We start from the raw sequence: 20,961 nt of genomic DNA on the forward strand, positions 1-20,961 counted from the left end.
TCTCACTTGTCCTTCTTGGTCATGCCGCCGAGCCCGGCCATGGTCACGAACATATCCTGGAATCGCTCGGCGATCTTGGGATCGAACGTGAACCAACTCTGGATCAGCGATTCCGGCGAGACTTTTTCGATGTTGGCCATCACCTGCTGCTGCATCTTGTCCATCACGGCGGTCTGCATCGGCGAGACGTCGGGCAGTCCGAAGAACTGCCTGGCCTCCAGCGGCGTGCAATCGATTTCGACGTTAACTTTCATGACCGCTCCTTATCGCGCTGCCCTTGCTGCAGTATCGACACGACGGACCGAGTCATGCAAGGACCAGAGCCGGTCCCCGGTCCCTTCAATTCCCGATATGGTCAACCAAAGCGTTCGATGGCAAACGGCCTGACATCGGCAAACGGGGTCTCGCCGGTCATCATTTCGGCCAGCAGGCGGCCGGTCGCCGGTCCAAGCGTCAGGCCGTGGTGCTGGTGGCCGAAATCGAACCACAGCCCGCCATGGCGGGGAGCCTTGCCGATGACCGGCAGCATATCCGGCAGACAGGGCCGTGCGCCCATCCAGGGCTTGGTATCGACCGGTTCGCCCAGCGGGAACAGCCCGTGCGCCCGCGGCAACGCCCGCTCGACCTGGATCGGCGTTGGTTGTGCATCGCGGTGGGCAAACTCGGCGCCGGTCGTGAGCCGAATGCCGCGGTTCATCGGCGCCAGGAGATAGCCGAGATCGGTGTCCAGCACGGGATGATGCAAGACCGCATTGCCGCGCGGCTTGAGGTGCAGATGATAGCCGCGCTTGACCTGAAGCGGGATCGAATAGCCGAGCGGCGCGAGGATCTGGTCGGACCACGGCCCCATCGCTACCACCACGTCGCGCGCCGTAATGGTGCCTTCCAGCGTGGCCACCCGCCAGCGTCCGCTCGCTTGTTCGAGCGTTCGGGCATCGCCGACCAGATAGCGCCCACCCTTGCGGCCGAACAGCGTTGCATAGGCCTTGGTCAGCCCACCGGGATCGGGCACGAATCCCGGCGCGGGAAAATGGATCGCGCCGCTGAAATCGCCGGTCAGATGCGGCTCGCGCGCGATGATCGCAGGCCGATCCAGCACCTCGCCGGCGACGCCGTGCTGGCGTGCGCGCTCGAGATCCCGCACCGCATTCGCAAGCGTCGCCTCGGAGCGAAACAGCTTGATCCAGCCGGTCCGCCGCAACAGCTCCGGCACATTGGCTTCCGCAATCAGCGCCTCATGCTCGATCAGGCTGCGCTGGATCAGCGGCAATTCGGCCATTGCGCTGTGCAGCGCACGTTCCGGTGAAGAGGCGAGGAAATATCGGGTCAGCCACGGCAGGAAGGCCGGCAAATCCCTGAAATGGTAACGCACCTGCGGTGCGCGGAGAAACGCGTAGCGCAGGATCTGGCCCACGTCCCGCGGAAACATATAGGGAAAGACCGAAGCGCATTCGATCAGCCCGCCATTGCCGTAACTGGTTTCCTCGCCGGCTGTGTCGTGGCGGTCGATCAGAACCACGTTGCGACGGCGTTTCTGCAGATGCAAAGCGGCGCTGACGCCGACCATGCCCGCACCCAGGACGAGAACGTCGGCCTTCAGTTCCGCCATCCGGCACTCCGAAAGTTCAATGTAGCGTGCTTGCGCATGCGTCTTAAGGTGAGACTAGTCATTGCCGCACCGCCGCGCAAACCGGCACGCAGTGCGGGATAATGAAGCTTGCGCGGTGGCTGGACTCTGGCAACATGGCTCGGCAATATCCGGCGGAAATTGCTGATCAAAAGCGGGGAAATCGAACAAATGTCGGTACGTCAGACTTTGCTTGCAGCGGCCACGGCCTCCATCCTTGCCGTGGCAATGGCGCCGGCATCGGCCCAGACCCTGCGCTATGCCAATCAGGGCGACCTCAAGTCGCTCGACCCGTACACGCTGAACGAGAGCACCACCCACGCCCATCTCGCTCACATCTTTGAAGGTCTCACCGCCCGCGACAAAGACCTGAAGATCATCCCCGCTCTGGCGGAGAAATGGGAGACGCCGGAGCCGACCCGCTGGCGGTTCCATTTGCGCAAGGGCGTGAAATTCCAGAACGGCGACCCCTTCACGGCCGACGACGTCGTTTTCTCGGCGGAACGTGTTCAAAAGAAGGGCTCGAACCTGCAGACCCGCATTCCCAGCGGTACCAAGGTCGTCAAGGTCGACGACTACACGGTGGACTTCGTCCTGACCTCGCCCAATCCCATTCTCAATTCGCAATGGGATACTTGGTACATCATGAGCAAGAAGTGGGCCGAGGCCAACAACGCCGTCGAGCCCACGCCGGCGGCAGCAACGACACCGAGCTTTGCCTCGCTCAACGCCAACGGCACTGGCCCCTTCTCGGTCGAAAGCCACCAGCCGGGTGTCAAGACCGTGTTCAAGGCCAACCCGAACTGGTGGCGCAAGCCCGAACACAATCTCAAGGAAATCATCTTCACGCCGATCGGCTCGGATGCCACGCGCGTTGCCGCGCTGCTGTCCGGCGAAGTCGACGTCATCGAGCCGGTTCCAATCCAGGATATTACGCGGGTGGATTCCAGCCCGAACGCTCAGGTGCTGAAGGGACCGGAGCTCCGCACCATCTTCCTCGGCATGGATCAAGTGCGCGACGAACTGCTCTACTCCAACGTCAAGGGCAAGAACCCGTTCAAGAACAACAAGGTGCGCGAGGCCTTCTTCAAGGCCGTCGATATCGAGCTGATCAAGACCCGCGTCATGCGCGGCCTTTCGACGCCTTCGCCGCTGATGATCGCGCCGCAATTGTTCAAGCTGTCCGGCGACTTCACACGTCCGAAATTCGATCCCGACGGCGCCAAGAAGCTCCTGACCGAAGCCGGCTATCCCGACGGGTTCGAAGTCACGATGGACTGTCCCAACGACCGCTATGTCAACGACGCCGCGATCTGTCAGGCCGTCGTCGGCATGCTGGCCCGCATCGGCGTCAAAGTGACGCTCCTGGCCCAGCCCAAGGCGCAGTATTTCGCCAAGGTGCTGAAGCCCGGCGGCTACCAGACTTCGTTCTATCTGCTCGGCTGGACGCCCGGCACGCTCGACTCCCACAACGTTCTGCATGACATCATGGGCTGTCGCGACGATCCGAAGTCCAACCGCGGCGAGGCCAATCTCGGCGGCTACTGCAACAAGAAGGTCGACGAACTGGCCGAGAAGGTCTTGCAGGAATCGGACACGAACAAGCGAGACCTCCTGATCAAGGACGCGTTCCAACTCGCACAGAAAGATTTCGGCTACATCCCGCTGCACCAGCAGGCGCTGGCCTGGGGCGTTTCGAAGAAAGTGAAACTGAGCCAGCGCGCCGACAATCAGGTCATGCTCTACTGGGCAACCAAACAGGATTAGTCGGGCTCGACACAGTCCCGGTGGCTTGACGGCTTCCGGGACTTTTCGTTACAGGCGACAGCGACGCCCGCCGCCGCATCAGAGAGCAGTGAAAGGAATACATGCTCGCTTTCACTCTTCGCCGCGCTATCCAGGCCATCGGCGTCATGATCGCGGTCGGCGTCATCGCGTTCTCGATGTTCCGTTTCGCCGGCGATCCCGTCAACCAGATCGTCTCATTGGACACGCCGGCCGCCGAGCGCGAGGCGGTGCGCAAGTCGCTTGGCCTCGACGATCCCGTGCCGGTGCAGTTCGCCCGCTACTTCGCCAATGCCGCGCAGTTCAAGTTCGGGGTCTCCTATCAGTTCCGTCAGCCGGTTTCGAACCTGTTGATGGAACGAATGCCGGCGACGCTGGAGCTTGCCGCCTGCGCCACCGTTCTTGCCATGGTGTTCGGCATCCTGATGGGGGTCTATTCGGCGCTGCGGCGCGATACGATTCTGACAAAATTCTTCCAGGCGGTATCGCTGATCGGAATCTCGCTGCCCACGTTCCTGATCGGCATTCTCCTGATCTATCTGTTTTCGGTGACGCTGGGCTGGCTGCCTTCATTCGGCCGCGGCGACGTGGTGCGGATCGGGTGGTGGACCACCGGCCTGCTCACGCTTTCCGGCCTCAAGGCGCTGATCATGCCATCGATTACGCTGGGCCTGTTCCAGATGACCTTGATCATGCGGCTGGTGCGCGCTGAAATGCTCGAAGTGCTGCGCACCGATTACATCCGCTTCGCCCGCGCCCGCGGCCTGACCACGCGCGCGATCCATTTCGGCCACGCGCTGAAGAACACGCTGGTTCCCGTCATCACGGTCGCCGGGCTGCAGTTTGGCTCAGTTATTGCATTTGCCATCATCACCGAAACCGTCTTCCAATGGCCGGGCATGGGTTTGTTGTTCGTGCAAGCCGTGCAAAATGTCGACATCCCGATCATGGCCGCCTACCTGCTGATGGTCTCGCTGATCTTCGTCACTATCAATCTGGTGGTTGATATCCTCTACACCGTCGTCGATCCGCGCCTGCGCTCGACCATCCGCCGTCCGGCATAAGCGAGCGATCCGATGTCCGACGCCGTAGTCCAGCACCGAGTTGAGCCGAAAGCGCTAGCGACGCGTTCGGGAGCTAACTGGCTGAAGCGCGCGCTCGACAGCGACATCTTCTACTCGTTCCGCCGCTCCCGGATGACGATGGTAGCGGCGGCCGTAACCGTTCTGTTCTTTCTGCTGGCGATCTTTGCATCGCAACTCGCCGTGCAGAACCCGTTCGATCCGGCGCAACTGCAGTTAATGAATTCGCGCATCTCGCCGCTGTGGACGGCCGAGGGTCAAAGCCCGTTCCTGCTCGGCACCGACGAACAGGGCCGCGACGTGTTTTCAGCCATCCTCTACGGCCTGCGGATTTCGCTCGTGGTCGGCGTGCTCGGCGTCATCTTGGCCGGCACGCTTGGCATCACGCTTGGCCTCATCGCGGGCTATGTCGGCGGCGCGGTCGACGGGCTGATCATGCGCATCGCCGACGTGCAGCTTACCTTCCCCGCTATCCTGATCGCGCTGCTCGTCAACGGCGTCGCCAAATCGTTGTTCAACAACCGGCTCGACGCCGTGAGTACGCTGGCAGTCCTGGTGGTTGCGATCGGCCTGAGTTTTTGGGTGCAATATGCCCGCACCGTGCGCGGCTCGGTCATGGTCGAGAAGAACAAGGACTATGTCGCGGCCGCTCAACTGATCGGCCTTCCTGCGCCCAAGATCATGCTGCGGCACGTGCTGCCGAACACCATGGGCCCGATTCTCGTGATCGCCACCATCAACCTCGCGCTCGCCATCATCACCGAGGCAACGCTGTCCTTCCTGGGCGCCGGCATGCCCGACACCATGCCCTCGCTCGGCACGCTGATCCGGATCGGCAACAACTATCTGTTCGCCGGCGAATGGTGGATCGTCGCCTTTCCCGGCATCGCGCTGGCGGGGCTGATCCTTTCCATCAACCTGCTCGGCGACTGGCTGCGCGACGCGCTCAATCCAAAACTCCGATGACCGTTCCCGTCCTCTCCGTGCGTAACCTCGAGGTGGAATTCCTCACCCGGCGCGAGACGCTGCGCGCCATCAATGGCGTGTCCTTCGATATCGCCAAGGGCGAAGTGCTCGGCGTGGTCGGCGAGTCCGGTGCCGGAAAGTCGGTCACGGGACTAGCCGTGATCGGACTGATCGATCCTCCTGGCCGGATTTCAGGCGGCGAGATCTATCTGTCGGGAACGCGCATCGATCATCTGCCGCCGGAAGAAATCCGCCGTATCCGGGGCAAACGGATCGGGATGATCTTCCAGGATCCGCTGACCAGCCTCAATCCGCTCTACCGGATCGGCGACCAGATCGTCGAAACGATCCGGACTCATATGAACTTGTCGGAAACCGCAGCGCGCAAGCGCGCCATCGATCTCTTGGCCGAGGTCGGCATCCCCGCGCCGGACAAACGCATCGACGCCTATCCGCATGAATTCTCCGGCGGCATGCGCCAGCGCGTCGTGATCGCGCTCGCAATTTGCGCCGAACCCGAACTGATCATCGCCGACGAGCCGACCACCGCGCTCGACGTCTCCGTGCAGGCGCAGATCATCTCGCTGATCAAGCGCCTCGGACGCGACCACGGCACCGCCGTCATGCTGGTCACCCACGACATGGGCGTGATCGCCGAAACGTCAGACCGGGTCGCGGTGATGTATTCGGGCCGTATCGCCGAGATCGGCCCGGTGCAGGATGTCGTGCAGAATCCGTTGCACCCCTACGCCAAGGGCCTGATGGGCGCGATCCCGACGCTCGCCGGCGAAGACAAGCGCCTGGTGCAGATACCGGGCTCGATGCCGCGGCTGTCGGCGATCCCGCCGGGCTGCTCGTTCAATCCGCGCTGCGCCTTCGCATTCGACCGTTGCCGCGTCGATCGGCCGGAGCCGCTCAGGCACGGCTCGCACGCCGTGGCCTGCCATCTCTTCGACACCGCGCCCCATGAAAAGGCGAAGGAGACCGCGGCATGAGCCCGCCCTTTGTCGATGTGAGGAATTTGCGCCGCGCGTTCGACGTCTCGAAGCCGTGGCTCAACCGCGTGCTGGAAGGCGGCCGTCCGGAATTCCTGAAAGCCGTCGATGGCGTGACGTTCGACATCAGGAAGGGCGAGACTTTTGCTCTCGTCGGGGAATCCGGCTCGGGAAAGACCACCGTGGCGCGGATGGTCGTGGGACTGCTGCCGCCGAGTTCGGGCGAAGTCATCATCGACGGCGTGTCGATGACGAATGCCAGGCAAGCGCAGGCGCGGCAGCGATTGCGCCGCCGCATCCAGATGATTTTTCAGGATCCCTATGCAAGCCTCAATCCGCGCTTCCGGGTCGATGCCATCGTCTCCGAGCCGATCCGCGCCTTCGACCTGATCCAGGGCGAGCGCGACATACGCTTACGCGTCGGCGAATTGTTGAATCTCGTCGGCCTGCATCCCGACGACGGCCTGAAATATCCGCATGAGTTCTCCGGCGGCCAGCGCCAGCGCATAGCGATTGCGCGCGCGCTGGCGTCAGATGCCGAATTCATCGTCTGCGACGAGCCGACCTCGGCGCTCGATGTCTCCGTGCAGGCGCAGATCCTCAACCTGATGCGCGACCTGCAGGACAAGTTCGGCCTGACCTATCTCCTCATCAGCCATAACCTAGCCGTGGTCCGCCACATGGCGACCCGTATCGGCGTGATGTATCTCGGCCGCATCGTGGAGATTGCCGAGGGGCGCGAATTGTTCGCCAATCCGCGGATGCCCTACACCAAGATGCTGCTCGGCGCCGTTCCGGATCTCGCGATGTCCGGCCGCCAGCGGATTCCCGTCAAGGGCGAAATCCCCAATCCGATCGATCCGCCGCCCGGCTGCGCCTTCAACCCGCGCTGTCCGCTAGCGTTCGATCTCTGCCGCCGGCAGGCGCCAGCCCTGATCGATGGGGTTGCCTGCCATGCTGTCAACCATCCGGCCGAGACTGCCGCCGCGGTATGATCACGGGGATGGGAGCAATGCGTGGCATGCCGCCGGTTGGCGTTCAGCCTCGCCTGTGGTCAAGTGCAGGGCATCGCGATACCAGCACTGCATTGGACTCCCATGAGCAACATCAATCCCGATCCCTTCACCACCCGGCCGGAAATCGAAGGCACCTTCGGCGTGGTCACCTCGACCCATTGGATCGCGACCGCCGTCGGCATGAGCATTCTGGAAAAAGGCGGCAACGCCTTCGATGCCGGCGTCGCCACCGCCTTCACGCTGCAGGTGGTGGAGCCGCATCTGAACGGTCCCGGCGGCGACGTGCCGATCATCGTGCACGACACCAAACGCGGCCGCGCCGAAGTGATCTGTGGCCAAGGGCCTGCACCGGCAAAAGCGACCATCGCGCATTACAAGAGCGAAGGGCTGGACATGGTGCCCGGCACCGGGCTCCTCGCCGCCTGCGTCCCCGGTACGTTCGAATCCTGGATGCTGCTCTTGCGCGACTACGGCACGATGCGGCTGCGCGACGTGTTGGAGCCGGCGATCGCTTACGCCCGCGACGGCTATCCGCTGGTCGAGCGTGCCTCCGCGACGATCCAGGTCGTCGAGCAGTTGTTCAGGAAGCACTGGACGACATCGGCCGCGGTCTACCTGCCGAACAACGAGGTGCCAAAACCGGGCACGCTGTTCACCAACAAGCAGCTTTCCGAAACCTACGCCCGCATCCTGAAGGAGGCTGAAGGCGCCGGCTCTGACCGCATCGCCCAGATCGAGCGCGCGCGAGAATCCTGGTCGCAGGGTTTCGTGGCGGAAGCGATCGACAAATTCTGCCGCACCCAGGACGTGATGGACGTCAGCGGCTCGCCGCACCGCGGCGTGCTCTCCGCCGACGACATGGCGCGCTGGCAACCGACCGTCGAGGCGCCGCTTACTTACGACTATGGCCGCTACACCGTCTGCAAGCCCGGTGTCTGGAGCCAAGGCCCGGTCATGCTGCAGCAACTCGCCCTGTTGAAGGGGTTCGATCTCGACGGCCTCGATCCGGCCGGTCCCGAATTCATCCATCTGCAGATCGAATGTGCAAAACTCGCCTTCGCCGATCGCGAGAAATTTTACGGAGATCCGAAATTCACCGACATCCCGATCGCGACGCTATTGTCGGATGCTTATAATGACGAACGCCGCAAACTGATCTCGGGGGAAAAGGCCTCGCTCGATTTCGTCCCGGGCTCGGTCGAAGGTTTCGGCTCGGTCGTAAAGCTGCGCCGCGCCGAAGGGCATCGCGACGCGGTCGGCGCCATGGGCGCGGGCGAGCCGACCGTCGGCCGGTTCGGCGAGGTGCGCGGCGACACCGTGCATTTCGACATCATCGACCAGGCCGGCAACATGGTCTCGGCGACGCCGTCCGGCGGCTGGCTGCAATCCTCGCCGGTCATTCCCGAACTCGGCTTCTGCCTCGGCAGCCGCGCGCAGATGTTCTGGCTGGAAGAAGATCACCCGGCAGCACTTGCGCCTGGCAAGCGGCCGCGCACCACGCTCTCGCCCACCATGGCGCTGCGCGACGGCGAACCCTACATGGCCTGGGGCTCGCCCGGCGGCGACCAGCAGGACCAATGGACCACGCAATTCTTCCTGCGCCATGTTCACGCCAAGCTGAACCTGCAGGAAGCGATCGACGCGCCGGCGTGGCACTCCGAACATTTCCCGATCTCGTTCTGGCCGCGCACCGCGCGCCCTGGCGTGCTCGTGGTCGAGAACCGTGTACCCAAGGCAACGATCGATACCCTGAAGAGCCGCGGCCATGTCGTCGAGATCGGTCCCGAGTGGTCGGAAGGCCGCCTCACCGCGGCCTCGAGGGTGGGCCGCCGCCGCCGCGCCGCTGCCAATCCGAGGGGCATGCAGGGCTATGCGGCGGGGCGATGATTTGCAGAGATGATTTGAGATGACCTGGTCGATCATTGCCCGCGATGCCTCAACCGGCCAGATCGGCATCGCGGTCGCGACCCGATTTTTCGCGGTTGGCGCGCGCGTGCCGCATATCGCGCCCGGCATCGGCGGCATCGCGACGCAGGCGCTGGTCAATCCCTATTACGGCATTGACGGTGTGAAGCTGTTGCGCGAAGGCCGCAGCCCGCGCGAAATGGTGGACATTCTGCTCGTTGCCGACGATGGACGCGAGGCCCGCCAACTTCATGTCATGGATATCAAGGGCCGCATCGCCGCGCATACCGGCCGCGAATGCATCGACTGGTGCGGGCATATCCAGGGGGACGGCTTTTCCCTTGCCGGCAACATGCTGGCAGGCGCCGCCGTGCTCGATGACACAGCGAAAGCCTTTGCCGCCAATGCCAGCCTGTCCTTTGCGCAGCGGCTGATCGTAGCGATGAAGGCCGGCGAAGCCGCCGGCGGCGACAAGCGCGGCAAGCAATCTGCGGCGCTGTTGATCCACGGCGAAGAAGAATGGTCCGATCTCGACCTACGTGTCGATGACCATACCGATCCGTTGGCCGAACTTGAACGTCTCGAACAGGTGAGCCGCGAGCGCTGGGTGCATTTCCGCCCCTTCCTGCCGACGCGCAAAAATCCGGCGGGGATCACGGACCGCGCGATCATCGACGCCAGTGTCGCGGCCGCCACAACGGGCAAGACATGACGGCGAGCCCGCGATCGTGACCCTCATGGTGAGGAGGCGCGCAGCGCCGGCTAAATCACGATCTCCCGCATCACCCTTCGGCAATCCATCTCATATTCGAGGTCAATCACCGGCGGCCGTGCAAAATGCCAGGTCAAACCCGAACGCGCGGCGCCGCGGCGAACCAGCGCGTGGGCAAAGACGTGGTGGAAATCGTGGATGGTGTAGGTCTGCACATCCGTCGCGTCTTTCCAGCCGAACCCTAACTCGGCCATGCGCCGCTCCATGACGTCGGCGACGTAACGGACCTTCTCCGCAATGCCCTCGGGACTGACGTCGCGGTAACGGACCGTACGTTCGGCATAGCTCGCATTGCCCTCCTGCGACTCGCCGCTGCCCGCGATCACGAAGCTTGGCGCCGCGCCCTTGCTCGGCCGCGTAAACGAGAAGGCGTAGAACGATGGTTCAGCCGGCGGATCGATCTCCGGGCAGACATTGCTGCGCGCCACCGGATTGGTCGAGCCGTCATAGACGCCCCATTCGCTGAGCGTCTTGACATAGTGCAGGTTGAAATTGCGGAACCCCTCGTCGGTGAATGCCGCCGGCGAGCGCAATTCGCAGGCGCAGAATGACGTCAGCGACCTGCCCGCCGCCTCAATGTATTTTGCGATCTGCGCAAAGCCTTCGGCCAGCGGCAGCCATTTGTCGAAGCGCACCCGCTCGATCTCAAATCCGGGATTGGCTGCGACACCGCCCGAATACTGGAACACGGCGGGAATGAAGCGGTAGTTGCCGGCGGGAAAGTCGCTCGTCATGTTGGCTCCCTGCTTTTTCTATCTTTTAGCATGGAGACACACCGGCGTCGCATCTCCCGGCATGAAAAAAGCGGCGGCAACGATTTCCCGCTGCCGCCGCTTGCTATTCTGCGGTTACAGAGGCTCAGGTCGGCTTGAGCGTCGACCTACCAAGATCGAAATCCGCGATCTCCTTGGTCCGCTTGGAATCGGCCTTGGCCTGGTGATCGGTGGCCAACCAGACATAGACCGCCGGCAGCACGAACAGCGTAAACAACGTGCCGATCGACATGCCGGCTACGACCACGAGACCGATCGAGAACCGGCTGGCAGCGCCCGCGCCCGTGGCGGTCAGCAACGGGATCAGACCGGTAACCATCGCCGCCGTCGTCATCAGGATCGGCCGCAGCCGGATGCGGGCAGCCATTTCGATCGCCGAACGCTTGTCGAGGCCTTCCTTGAGCTGCAGCTCGTTGGCGAACTCCACCATCAGGATGCCGTGCTTGGTGATCAGACCGACCAGCGTCAGCAGCCCGACCTGGGTGTAGATGTTGATCGTCGCCACCCCAAAGAACAGCGGGATCAGCGCACCGACGATCGCCATGGGAACGCTGATCATGATCACCAGCGGATCGCGCAGGCTTTCGAACTGCGCCGCCAGCACCAGGAAGATGATGATCAGCGCGAAGCCGAAGGTGATCGCGAGCTGGTTGCCTTCCTGCACATATTGCCGGGAGTCGGCCAGATAGTCGTGGCCAAAACCAGCAGGCATCTTCTTCGCTTCGCCTTCCAGGAAGTCCACCGCCTGCCCAACCGTTACGCCCGGCATCGGCACCGCCGAGAAGGTCGCTGAATTGAGCTGGTTGTAATGCGTCAGTGCATTCGGATCGGTGGCGGTTTCGATCGAAACGATGGTCGACAGCGGCACTAGCTGCCCAGTGTTGGTCGGGACGTAATAGCCGCCAAGCGCGTCCGGCGACAACCGCTTGTCACGCGGCACCTGCGGGATCACCTGATACGAGCGTCCCTCCAGGTTGAAGCGGTTGACGTAATTGCCGCCCAACAGCGTCTGCAAGGTAGCGCCGACCTGCGACATGTTGATGCCGAGGTCGCTCGCCTTGGAACGGTCGATCGAGACGCGAACCACCGGCTGATTGAATTCGAGGTCGCTGTCGGAGACGATGAACAGACCGCTCTGGCGCGCCGCGTCCTTCAGCTTCGCCATCTGCTCATAGACAGCCTGGAAGCCGGCGGTCGAATTGATCACCATCTGTATCGGCAGGCCGCCGGGCCCGCCCGGCAACGGCGGCAGGTTGAACGCAAACGCCTGAACGCCTTCGATCTTGCTGATCTCCGCCTGCACCAGCGGCTTTAGCGCGATCGAGGAACGCTCACGCTCGTCCCACGGCTTGAGCAGCATGCCGGCGATGCCGCCCTGCGGCCCATTGATGCCGTTCAGGACGAAACGCAGGTCGGTTTCCGGAAAACTGGCAAAGGCCTTGTCGAGCTTGTCGCCATAGAAGTCGATGTAATCGATGTTGGCGTATTTCGGCGCCTTGGTCACGGAGAACACGATGCCCTGGTCCTCTTCGGGCGCGAGCTCCTTGGAGGTGTTCATGTAGAGGAAACCGACCAGACCCAGCATCGTCAGCGCGAACAAGCCGGTGATCGGGCGATAGTCGAGCGAGCGATCGAGCTGGCGACCGTACCAGCGTGTCATTGAGCCGAACACCCTGTTGACCAGCCTTGAGAACCGCCCCTCGTCGGCGCTCTTTAGGAGGACCGAGCACATCATCGGCGACAGCGTCAACGCGATCACGCCCGACACGATCACCGAGCCCGCCAGCGTGAAGGCGAATTCGCGGAATAGCGAACCGGTCAGGCCGCCGAGGAAGCCGATCGGCGCGTACACGGCGGCAAGCGTAATCGTCATGGAGATCACGGGCCCGACGATTTCGCGCGCGCCTTGCAGTGACGCCTGGACGGGCGTTTTTCCTTCCTCCAGATGGCGATGGATGTTCTCCACCACCACGATGGCGTCGTCGACCACAAGACCGATCGCCAGCACCATCGCCAGCAGCGTCAGCAAGTTAAAGCTGAAGCCCATGATCAGCATCAGGCTGCAGACGCCGATCAGCGACAGCGGAATCGTGACCACCGGGATGATGACGGAGCGGAACGAAGCCAGGAACAGGAAGATCACGATGACGACGATCAGCACCGCTTCGATCAGCGTGTTCTTGACCTCGTCGATCGACGACTGAATGAACTTGGTCGAATCGTAGGCCACCTTCATTTTCATCGACGGTGGCAGGTTGCGCTCGATCTCCGGCATCAACGCACGCACGCCCGTGACCAGTGTCAGCGGGTTGCCTTGCGGCGTCGCCTGTACGCCGATGAAGATTGCGCGTTCGCCGCTGAAGGCGACGCTCGCGTCCGAGCTCTGGGCGGCAAGTTCGACGGTTGCGATGTCCTCGATCCGCACGAAACCGCCGTCCTTGGACTTGACGATCATCTTCTTGAACTGTTCCAGATTCCGCAGGTCAGTGTTGGTCTGGACGTTCGAGACGATGAAGTAGCCCTTCGACTGACCGGCCGCGGCCTGGAAGTTGTTGGCCGCTATTGCCTGCGAGACGTCGGTCGGCGACACGCCACGGCCCGCCATGCGCACCGGATCGAGCCACAGGCGCATCGCGAAGGTCTGGCCGCCAAGAATATCGGCGGATGCGACGCCGTCGACCGTCGACAGCAGCGGCTGCACGACGCGCGTCAGATAGTCTGAGATTGCCGAGCCCGAGAGTTCGTCGCTGGAGAAGCCGAGATACATCACGGCCGTGGTCTGGCCGGTCGTCTTGGTCACGACCGGATCGTTCGATTCCTTCGGGATCAAATATTTGACCGAGTTCACCTTCGCGAGAACTTCGGTCAGCGCCTGGTTCGGGTCGAAATTCAGCTTGATGTAGACCTGAATCGTGCTGGTGCCCTGCACCGACGACGAAGTGATGTAGTCGACGCCCTCGGCGGAAGCGACCGCCTGCTCGATCGGCGTGGTGATGAAACCTTGAATCAGGTTCGCCGACGCACCCGGATATGAGGTGATGATGTTGACCACCGTGTTCGACAGCTTCGGATATTGCCGGATCGGCAATACGCTGGCGGCCCGCAGACCGATCAGGAGGATCAGCAGGCTGACGACGACCGACAGGACCGGACGCTTGATGAAGATATCGGTGAAGGCCATCGCAAATCATCCCGCTGGGTTCAGCATTTCCGGGCGCGGCCGAGCCATCAGACCCGCCGCCCATCTTTCGCCGCGGCTCCTCAAGGAAGCCGCATCATGTATCAGTAGCGCGGCGGCTTCGCCGGAATCGCCGGCACCGGATCGTTCGAAATCGTCACGGCAGCTCCGGACTGCAGCTTGAGCTGTCCCACCGCCACGACGCGGTCGCCCTCCTTCAGGCCCTTCAGGACTTCGGCGCGGCCCTCAAGGCGCTTTCCGGTCTGCACGAAGGTGCGCGTCGCTATCAGGCTGGTCTTGCCGTCCTCCTCCTTCTTTTCACTGAGGAGGTAGACCGAGTCGCCATAGAGCGTGTAGTCGACCGCGGTTTCGGGCACGGTGACGACCGGCGGCTTGTCCGGCAGCACCACGGTGGTGGTCGCGAACATGCCGGGCTTGAGGATTCTGTCCGGATTCCGGATCGTCGCCTGCACGCGAATGTTGCGCGTGTCCGCCGCGATCTGCGGCTCGATGGTGGTGATCTTGCCCTCGAAGGTGCGGCCCGGATAGGCGTCGACCGCGATCCGAACGGTCTGGCCGACCTTGAGCTGGCCGGAGTCCTTCTCCGTCACGGTGAAGTTCGCAAACAGCATCGACAGATCGGTCAGCGAGACGATCTGCGTGCCGGCAGTCAGATATTGTCCGACCTCAACCCTGCGAACGCCGAGTTCGCCATCGAATGGCGCCCGCACCAACTTCTGCGAAATGATCGCCTCGGTCCTGGCGATGCCGGCGCTGGCCTGATCGAACACAGCCTGGGCGTTATCCACCGTCGCCTGTGGTCCGACCTGACGCTCGGCCAACTGCTTGGCGCGATCGAGCGAGAGCTGCGCGAGCCGCTGCTGCGCCTTGTAGTTGGCGAGGTCTGCTTGCTCGGGACCGTCGAACAACTGCACCAGCGGCGTACCCTGCTTCACGCTGGCGCCCGCCGTAAACAGGATATCGGTGATGCGACCGTTGACGTCGGAGGTGACGTTGACCTGGTGCACGGCGGCGAGATCGCCGACCGCGGTCAGAAGATTCGGAATCGTCTCAGAGGTCGCCGTGGCGATGTTGACGCTGGTCGGCGGCGGCTTCATGGTCGCGAAGAACTGCGCGATCATCTTGCCGCGGAAGTAGTTGAACCAGACGAGGCCACCAACCAGCAAGGCCAGCAGCGTTCCAACGATGATGACCCACCGCACCATGCGGACCGGCCGCTTGTGCGGCTTCTCCGTTATCGGCTTGCCCGAAATCTTGTGTTCGGTCACGATATTCATGTCATGCACTTTCTGCAGTTACCGATTGTCCCGAATTCGGTGACAGCTCGCCGTCCAGATGAGAAGCAATTGCGGCTTCGGTAAGCCCGATGCCGCGCAGGATGAATTGACACAACTGCCGCTCCAGGTCGGCGGCGTTGCCGTAGGAAAGACAGGGCACGGCCGGAAGCCGCGTCAGCGCCGCCATCAGCACGGTGTGGTGCGCGAACCAGAACAGGTTGAGCGGATCGCTGCCGATCCGCGTCGCGTCGCCGGCCGCTACAGCGCGCTCGATCGATGCTGTGAACACCGGCCCGATCAGGCCGGCGATCTTGTCATAGAGCAGACGCGCGAACTCGCCGTCATCGAGATGGCTCGTCGTCATCAGCCGCAGCCGCTGCGCCTCCTCCTGATCCGAGCCGTCCGACACTTCCATGAAATGGTCAACCATGCTCTTGACCAGTTCAACCAGTGTGGCAGTTGAAGGCTCCTGGCCGAGCAAGTGCGCGAAATCCGGATCGGCCTCGCACTCCTCGGCGAGGATTTCGGCATAGAGCGCAGCCTTGGAAGGGAAGTGCTTGAACAACAGTCCTTCCGAAATGGCCGCGGCCGCCGCCACGCTCTTGGTCGTGGTGCCGGCAAAGCCGTGACGGGCAAAGCACCGCTTGGCGGCGCTCAAGATCAATTGCCGCCGCAAGTCACTGGTCATGCGCAAGGTAGACATGGGCGCGTGAGTAATCACTCACCTTGACGAAGTCAAGGATCCATTGCAGCGCACCAGGCGGATTCTGCCACCGGGTGGCGTCGAAGACACAGCCTCATCGCTTTGTTTGAGCACGATTTTTCGGAAAATCGAGCTTTCGCGTTGCAGACTTATCCCGAATTGGTCGCAACCCCAGGGCGCTTGGATCAATACGCTTTGGATAGTGTGGGCTGAAACCAGCGCCGACTTGACGCTTTGAAAGCGGCGTCTAAGATAGTTGCAAATGCGACTAATTTGACGGCCGCTTACCTTTTCCGTCTTCCCAACGAGTACGGCGAGCCATGAATCTGGATGCGCGCGAACTGGCGGCCACATTCGACCTCGAAAAGCTGACGCCGGAGTTCTATGCCAACCCCTACCCGACCTATCGCGCGCTGCGCGAGAACGAACCGGTCAAGCGGTTGCCGAATGGGTCGTACTTCCTGACCCGCTATGACGATCTGGTTGCAGCCTACAAGAACACCAAGGCCTTCTCATCCGACAAGAAGAAGGAGTTCTCGCCGAAGTATGGCGACTCCCTGCTCTACGAGCACCACACCACGAGCCTCGTGTTCAACGATCCTCCCGCCCACACCCGCGTCCGCCGGCTGATCATGGGCGCACTATCGCCGCGCGCGATGGCCGGCATGGAGCCCGATCTGGTCCGGTTGGTCGACCGCCTGCTCGACGCCCTCGCCGCCAAGGGCAAGGCTAAGGGGAAGGTGGACCTGATCGACGATTTCGCTGCTGCCATTCCGATCGAAGTGATCGGCAATCTGCTCGACGTGCCGGAGAGCGAGCGCGATCCCCTGCGCGATTGGTCGCTGGCCATTCTCGGCGCGCTGGAGCCGGTGATCGGCCCGGACGCCTTCGCCCGCGGCAACAAGGCGGTGAAGGATTTCCTGGCGTACCTCGAAGGGCTGGTGGCGCAGCGACGGGCCAAGCCAGGCAATCCCGACCGCGACGTGCTGACGCGGCTGATTCAGGGCGAGGACAATGGCGAGCGGCTGACTGAAAAGGAGCTGCTGCACAATTGCATCTTCCTGCTCAATGCCGGCCACGAGACCACGACCAACCTGATCGGCAACGGGTTGGTCGCGTTATTGAACCACGCAGGCGAGAAACGCCGGCTGATTGAAAATCCCGATCTGATCAAGACCGCGGTCGAGGAAATGCTGCGGTTCGAGAGCTCCAACCAGCTCGGCAACCGCATGACCGTCGAACCGTTCGAACTCGGCGGCGTAGCGATGCCGCCGGGCACGCCGGTGACGCTGTGCATAGGCGCCGCCAACCGCGACCCCGCGCAGTTCGCCGATCCCGAACGTTTCGATATCGGCCGTACGCCGAACCGGCATCTGGCCTTCGGCACCGGCGCGCATCAATGCGCCGGCATGGCGCTGGCGCGGCTCGAGGGTGCCGTCGCGATCTCGCGTTTCCTCGCGCGCTTTCCGGATTATGCGCTCGACGGCGAACCGGTACGCGGCGGCCGCGTGCGCTTCCGTGGATTTCTCAGCGTGCCTTGCACGGTCAGCTAGCTACGGCCAAACTGCGCAATCCTGCGTCGTAACATCGCAATGTAAGTCATCGCTGCGACGAACGATTCCTGCGCTTGCGCGTTGTTGCTTTCGGGCGGCGAAGCGAGGGAGTGAGATCATGCTTTCGAGCAGCGCTCGCATCGCAGCATTTCTTCTTGGCATCTCCGCGATAGCGGTGAGCACCGGCTCGTTCGCCCAACCTCGAGGAGGCGGTGGTCCGGCTGGAGGGGCTGCGCCAGCAGCCCGACCGGCTGCACCCCCACCGGCGATGGCCCGCCCAGCGGCGCCACCGGCGATGGCCCGCCCGGCTGCGCCCCCGGCCATGGCGCGACCCGCCGCGCCGGCGATGCGTGCAGCTCCTTCGCCGCAACGTCCAGCGATGGCCCCACGGGCCGCGCCACCGCGTATCGCCGCGCCACCGCGGCCGGCCGCACCGCGCGTCGTAGCGCCGCGGCCCGAGATGCGTCGCGCCGCGCCGCCGCAGCGACCGGCCATGGCGAGGCAGCCGGAACCGCGCATCACCGCACCGTCACGGCCGGGCGCATCGCCCGTTGTCGGCGCGCGCCCGTCGCGAAACGAACAGATCGAAACGCGTGCGCAGCAGCGCGAACAGCGTATGCAGCAACGCGAGCAGCGTATCCAGGAGCGGCGGCAAGCCGTGCAGGAGCGACAGCGTGACATGCTGTCGCGCCAGAGCACGGAGCGGCAGGGCCGCATCGATCGCTTGCAGCAGCGTGTGCAGCAATTGCAGTCGCAAAAGCCGGAAGGTCGCCGGGCGCAGCGCGAGCAGCAAAGATTGCTGCAGAATCAAAACCGCCTGCTCCAGCGCGAGCAGCGCATCCAGGAACGTGACCAGGCACGCCTGCAGCGGCTGGGACCACAGCCCTCGGCTGAACGATCCGCCTCTGCCGCGGCTCTGCAGGCGGCGGCTCGCGGGCGATTTTCCGCGCACTTCCGCAGCAATGATGCCCTGCAAGCCCGAGCGGCGCTCACTGCCCGGGAGAACCGCTGGGCTCCGCGCCACGCCTGGCGGCGCGGCCATCGCGCAGCGTTCGTGGCATGGCTCGGCCCGGTCTTCTGGCCCTACGCCTATTCCGACATATTCAGTTACACCTTCTGGCCCCATGCCTATGACCCCGGCTATTGGGCCTACGCTTATGACGACTTCGTCGACACGGTGTTTTGGGGCACGGACAGTCCGTATTCCGCTTACGCCAGATATCCTGAACCCGGTGCCGCAATCACCGATTTGCAATCACGCAAGCGCGCAAGCGTAAGCCGGCAGACTCTCCGACAATTGTGTGGCGAGCCGGATGAGGGCATAACCGCCTGGCCGATTGCGTCGATCGCGCGCGCAGTACAGCCCACCCCCGAACAGCGCGCCCTGCTCGATGAATTGAAGGCTGCTGCGGCAAAGGCCGCCGATGCGTTCAAGGAATCCTGCGCTGATTACTATGGGATGACGCCGCCCGGTCGCTTACGGGCGATGACGAACCGCGTCAAAGCCACGCTCGACGCAGTAAGGATCGTACGGCCGGCACTTGAGCAGTTCTATAATTCGCTGGACGACGAGCAAAAGGCGCGTTTCAACGCGCTCGGCCCGAACGTCGGCGAGCGTTCGCAACAGCCGCCGCAGCAGGAAGCGAATACGCAAACCGAGCGCTGCGGCGAGCCCAAGCCCAGCCTCACGCAGCTACCGATCGAGCGAATCGAAGCCGTGATACGTCCGGCAGGCAAGCAAAAGGACGCGCTCGATCTGTTGAGCAAGGCGACGAACGACGCGGTCCAGGAGTTGCAGGCCGCCTGCCCCGACGACGTGCCGCTCACACCTCTCGGACGGCTGGAGGCAATGGAGAAGCGGCTCGAAGCCATGCTGCAGGCAGCCGCGCTGGTGCAGCCGGCGCTGGACGAGTTCTATGCCACGCTGAGCAACGAGCAGAAGGCGCGCTTCAATACGATGCCGCAGGTCGCAAGCCAGTGACCAAAGCATGCCCACCATCCTTCTTGATGAGGATCGAATGAGGCAATCGCACTTTATCACGCAGCTCGTCCGGCCAACATCCAACAAGCGAGACGCGCGCTTGCGGCACAGTCGGGCGATCTTGATAGGCGCGTTGAGCGGGCTGGCGTGTATGCTTGCTTCGCCTTCCGCCCTGCCCCAGGCGCCGCAAGGCGCGGAGGGCGTCTCAGGACAACAGGCGTTCAACAATGCCTGTCGGACGTGCCACATCATGAGAGAGGGCGACAATCGGCTGGGCCCCAACCTGCACAAGATCGTCGGACGGAAAGCGGGATCGATACCAGACTATGCGTTTTCCAGCGCAATGAAGGAGGCAGGATTCGTCTGGGATGAGGAGAAGCTCGATCGCTTCATTGCAAACCCCGATGAGGTCGTGCCCGGCAACAGCATGAAGCCGTATGGCGGCCTCTCATCGAGCGAAGATAGAAAAAAGATCATCGCTTTCCTTGCTCAATCACGATAACGCCGCAGCCTGGGCTTTTTTCGAGAAAAGGGCCCCGGTCACTTCACCGCGCCAATGCCAAAGCGCGCTCCATCGCCTGCGTCACGATGACCGCAGAGCGTTCGTCGAGATGTACGCCATCCGCCCAGCGCAGCTCGCTTCGGTTCACTTCGAGCCGCAACCATCGGATCGAGTCCGGAAATGCGGCGTGGATGATTTCCCGCGTGACCGCCGCATATCGCGAGCCTTCAATCGGCTCGGAACAAGGCAGCTCGAACAGGAATACCCGCACCCCACGCCGCTCCAATACCTGGATCAGCTCCTCAATTCGTTTCGCGTTAAACTGTACTGCATCCGTCGGATCTTCCGCATTTAATTGCTGTAGCGCGCGATCCGCATAGACCCGATTATCGAAATCGTTCGGCGGCTGTGTAAGCAATCCGCGCAGCTCGATCGCGACCTGCTCGAGCGTCCGCGGCGCGTGAAGCCGCTGCTCATAGGCGGCTACCGCAGCCCTGACCGGGCGAAAGAACAACGGCTCGGCATCGCCGCGTGAGTAACGTTCGACCAGCGCGGCGTCGGTCGAACGGGCGAGAATATTCGCTTCGACCAGAATGAATTTCGGAAGCTGCGGCTGGTTCGCGACGATCTCCAGCCCGGTGAGCGGGGAGCCGCCCGCAAGCGCCAGATTTCTCAGTTTGGGCGTTGCAAAATACTCTTCCTTGAGGCGGAACGTGATCGAGCTGCCCACCAGCACGACGTCTGGCACCGGCTCGCGCAGGTATCGGCTCAAAGTGATCAGCGTGCCGTCCCGCGTCGTGGCTGCCGGCATTTGCAGCCCGCTTC

The 20,961-nt window shown here is 63.0% G+C and carries 18 protein-coding genes; 10 read left to right on the plus strand and 8 right to left on the minus strand.

Going from position 1 to position 20,961, the window contains the following annotated elements; genetic code table 11:
- Nucleotides 1-2 precede the first annotated feature (2 nt).
- Together LMTR13_RS28860 and LMTR13_RS28865 are read right to left on the minus strand one after the other, a co-directional pair.
- Nucleotides 3-254 (minus strand): DUF6489 family protein, encoded by a 252-nt coding sequence (locus LMTR13_RS28860; RefSeq protein ID WP_057839511.1) that lies wholly within the window; start codon nucleotides 252-254, stop codon nucleotides 3-5.
- A 101-nt stretch (nucleotides 255-355) separates the two neighbouring features.
- Complete coding sequence (locus LMTR13_RS28865) at nucleotides 356-1,609, minus strand: NAD(P)/FAD-dependent oxidoreductase (RefSeq protein WP_065730735.1); 1,254 nt, start codon at nucleotides 1,607-1,609, stop codon at nucleotides 356-358.
- Between the two features lie 189 nt (nucleotides 1,610-1,798).
- On the opposite strand from LMTR13_RS28865, the gene LMTR13_RS28870 reads away from it, so the two are divergent.
- From LMTR13_RS28870 to LMTR13_RS28900, 7 genes are all read left to right on the plus strand, one after another.
- Entirely contained in the window at nucleotides 1,799-3,394 is a 1,596-nt protein-coding gene (locus LMTR13_RS28870; protein WP_065730736.1) for an ABC transporter substrate-binding protein, read from the plus strand.
- A gap of 101 nt (nucleotides 3,395-3,495) precedes the next feature.
- Complete coding sequence (locus tag LMTR13_RS28875; RefSeq protein ID WP_057844461.1) at nucleotides 3,496-4,476, plus strand: ABC transporter permease; 981 nt, start codon at nucleotides 3,496-3,498, stop codon at nucleotides 4,474-4,476.
- Between the two features lie 12 nt (nucleotides 4,477-4,488).
- Nucleotides 4,489-5,460 (plus strand): ABC transporter permease, encoded by a 972-nt coding sequence (locus tag LMTR13_RS28880; protein ID WP_065730737.1) that lies wholly within the window; start codon nucleotides 4,489-4,491, stop codon nucleotides 5,458-5,460.
- Nucleotides 5,457-6,455 (plus strand): ABC transporter ATP-binding protein, encoded by a 999-nt coding sequence (locus tag LMTR13_RS28885; RefSeq protein WP_065730738.1) that lies wholly within the window; start codon nucleotides 5,457-5,459, stop codon nucleotides 6,453-6,455. Before LMTR13_RS28880 ends, LMTR13_RS28885 begins: the two co-directional genes overlap by 4 nt.
- Nucleotides 6,452-7,450, plus strand: coding sequence for an ABC transporter ATP-binding protein (locus LMTR13_RS28890; protein WP_065730739.1), 999 nt, complete (start codon nucleotides 6,452-6,454; stop codon nucleotides 7,448-7,450). The genes LMTR13_RS28885 and LMTR13_RS28890 overlap by 4 nt, the downstream gene beginning before the upstream one ends.
- A 102-nt stretch (nucleotides 7,451-7,552) precedes the next feature.
- Nucleotides 7,553-9,358 (plus strand): gamma-glutamyltransferase family protein, encoded by a 1,806-nt coding sequence (locus LMTR13_RS28895; RefSeq protein WP_065730740.1) that lies wholly within the window; start codon nucleotides 7,553-7,555, stop codon nucleotides 9,356-9,358.
- Nucleotides 9,359-9,377: 19 nt separating this feature from the next.
- A complete protein-coding gene (locus LMTR13_RS28900) occupies nucleotides 9,378-10,088 on the plus strand; it encodes a DUF1028 domain-containing protein (RefSeq protein WP_065730741.1) in 711 nt (236 codons plus the stop codon).
- A gap of 50 nt (nucleotides 10,089-10,138) precedes the next feature.
- On the opposite strand, the gene cnbZ is transcribed toward LMTR13_RS28900, so the two are convergent.
- From cnbZ to LMTR13_RS28920, 4 genes are all read right to left on the minus strand, one after another.
- Complete coding sequence (gene cnbZ, locus LMTR13_RS28905; RefSeq protein WP_065730742.1) at nucleotides 10,139-10,882, minus strand: 2-amino-5-chloromuconate deaminase CnbZ; 744 nt, start codon at nucleotides 10,880-10,882, stop codon at nucleotides 10,139-10,141.
- Between the two features lie 124 nt (nucleotides 10,883-11,006).
- Nucleotides 11,007-14,102 (minus strand): MexW/MexI family multidrug efflux RND transporter permease subunit, encoded by a 3,096-nt coding sequence (locus LMTR13_RS28910; RefSeq protein WP_065730743.1) that lies wholly within the window; start codon nucleotides 14,100-14,102, stop codon nucleotides 11,007-11,009.
- 101 nt (nucleotides 14,103-14,203) lie between these two features.
- A complete protein-coding gene (locus tag LMTR13_RS28915) occupies nucleotides 14,204-15,397 on the minus strand; it encodes an efflux RND transporter periplasmic adaptor subunit (RefSeq protein WP_065730744.1) in 1,194 nt (397 codons plus the stop codon).
- 1 nt (nucleotide 15,398) lies between these two features.
- Nucleotides 15,399-16,100, minus strand: coding sequence for a TetR/AcrR family transcriptional regulator (locus tag LMTR13_RS28920; RefSeq protein ID WP_065730745.1), 702 nt, complete (start codon nucleotides 16,098-16,100; stop codon nucleotides 15,399-15,401).
- Nucleotides 16,101-16,420: 320 nt separating this feature from the next.
- Here LMTR13_RS28920 and LMTR13_RS28925 point away from each other — a divergent pair, with 320 nt between their 5' ends.
- Nucleotides 16,421-17,653: a cytochrome P450 gene (locus LMTR13_RS28925; RefSeq protein ID WP_065730746.1), complete on the plus strand. Its 1,233-nt coding sequence runs from the start codon at nucleotides 16,421-16,423 to the stop codon at nucleotides 17,651-17,653.
- 529 nt (nucleotides 17,654-18,182) lie between these two features.
- On the opposite strand, the gene LMTR13_RS42995 is transcribed toward LMTR13_RS28925, so the two are convergent.
- Nucleotides 18,183-18,695, minus strand: a complete 513-nt coding sequence (locus LMTR13_RS42995; RefSeq protein ID WP_236843182.1) for a hypothetical protein — start codon at nucleotides 18,693-18,695, stop codon at nucleotides 18,183-18,185.
- Nucleotides 18,696-18,707: 12 nt separating this feature from the next.
- Here LMTR13_RS42995 and LMTR13_RS43000 point away from each other — a divergent pair, with 12 nt between their 5' ends.
- Nucleotides 18,708-19,634 carry a Spy/CpxP family protein refolding chaperone gene (locus LMTR13_RS43000; protein ID WP_236843183.1) on the plus strand — a complete coding sequence of 309 codons (927 nt, stop codon included), beginning with the start codon at nucleotides 18,708-18,710 and terminating at the stop codon, nucleotides 19,632-19,634.
- A 7-nt stretch (nucleotides 19,635-19,641) separates the two neighbouring features.
- On the plus strand, nucleotides 19,642-20,136 hold the full coding sequence (locus tag LMTR13_RS28935) for a c-type cytochrome (RefSeq protein WP_335622049.1): 495 nt from the start codon (nucleotides 19,642-19,644) through the stop codon (nucleotides 20,134-20,136).
- 43 nt (nucleotides 20,137-20,179) lie between these two features.
- Here LMTR13_RS28935 and LMTR13_RS28940 read toward each other — a convergent pair whose 3' ends face one another.
- Nucleotides 20,180-20,947: a hypothetical protein gene (locus LMTR13_RS28940; RefSeq protein ID WP_156795840.1), complete on the minus strand. Its 768-nt coding sequence runs from the start codon at nucleotides 20,945-20,947 to the stop codon at nucleotides 20,180-20,182.
- Nucleotides 20,948-20,961: the final 14 nt, after the last annotated feature.

The organism is Bradyrhizobium icense (assembly GCF_001693385.1).
Taxonomy (GTDB): domain Bacteria; phylum Pseudomonadota; class Alphaproteobacteria; order Rhizobiales; family Xanthobacteraceae; genus Bradyrhizobium; species Bradyrhizobium icense.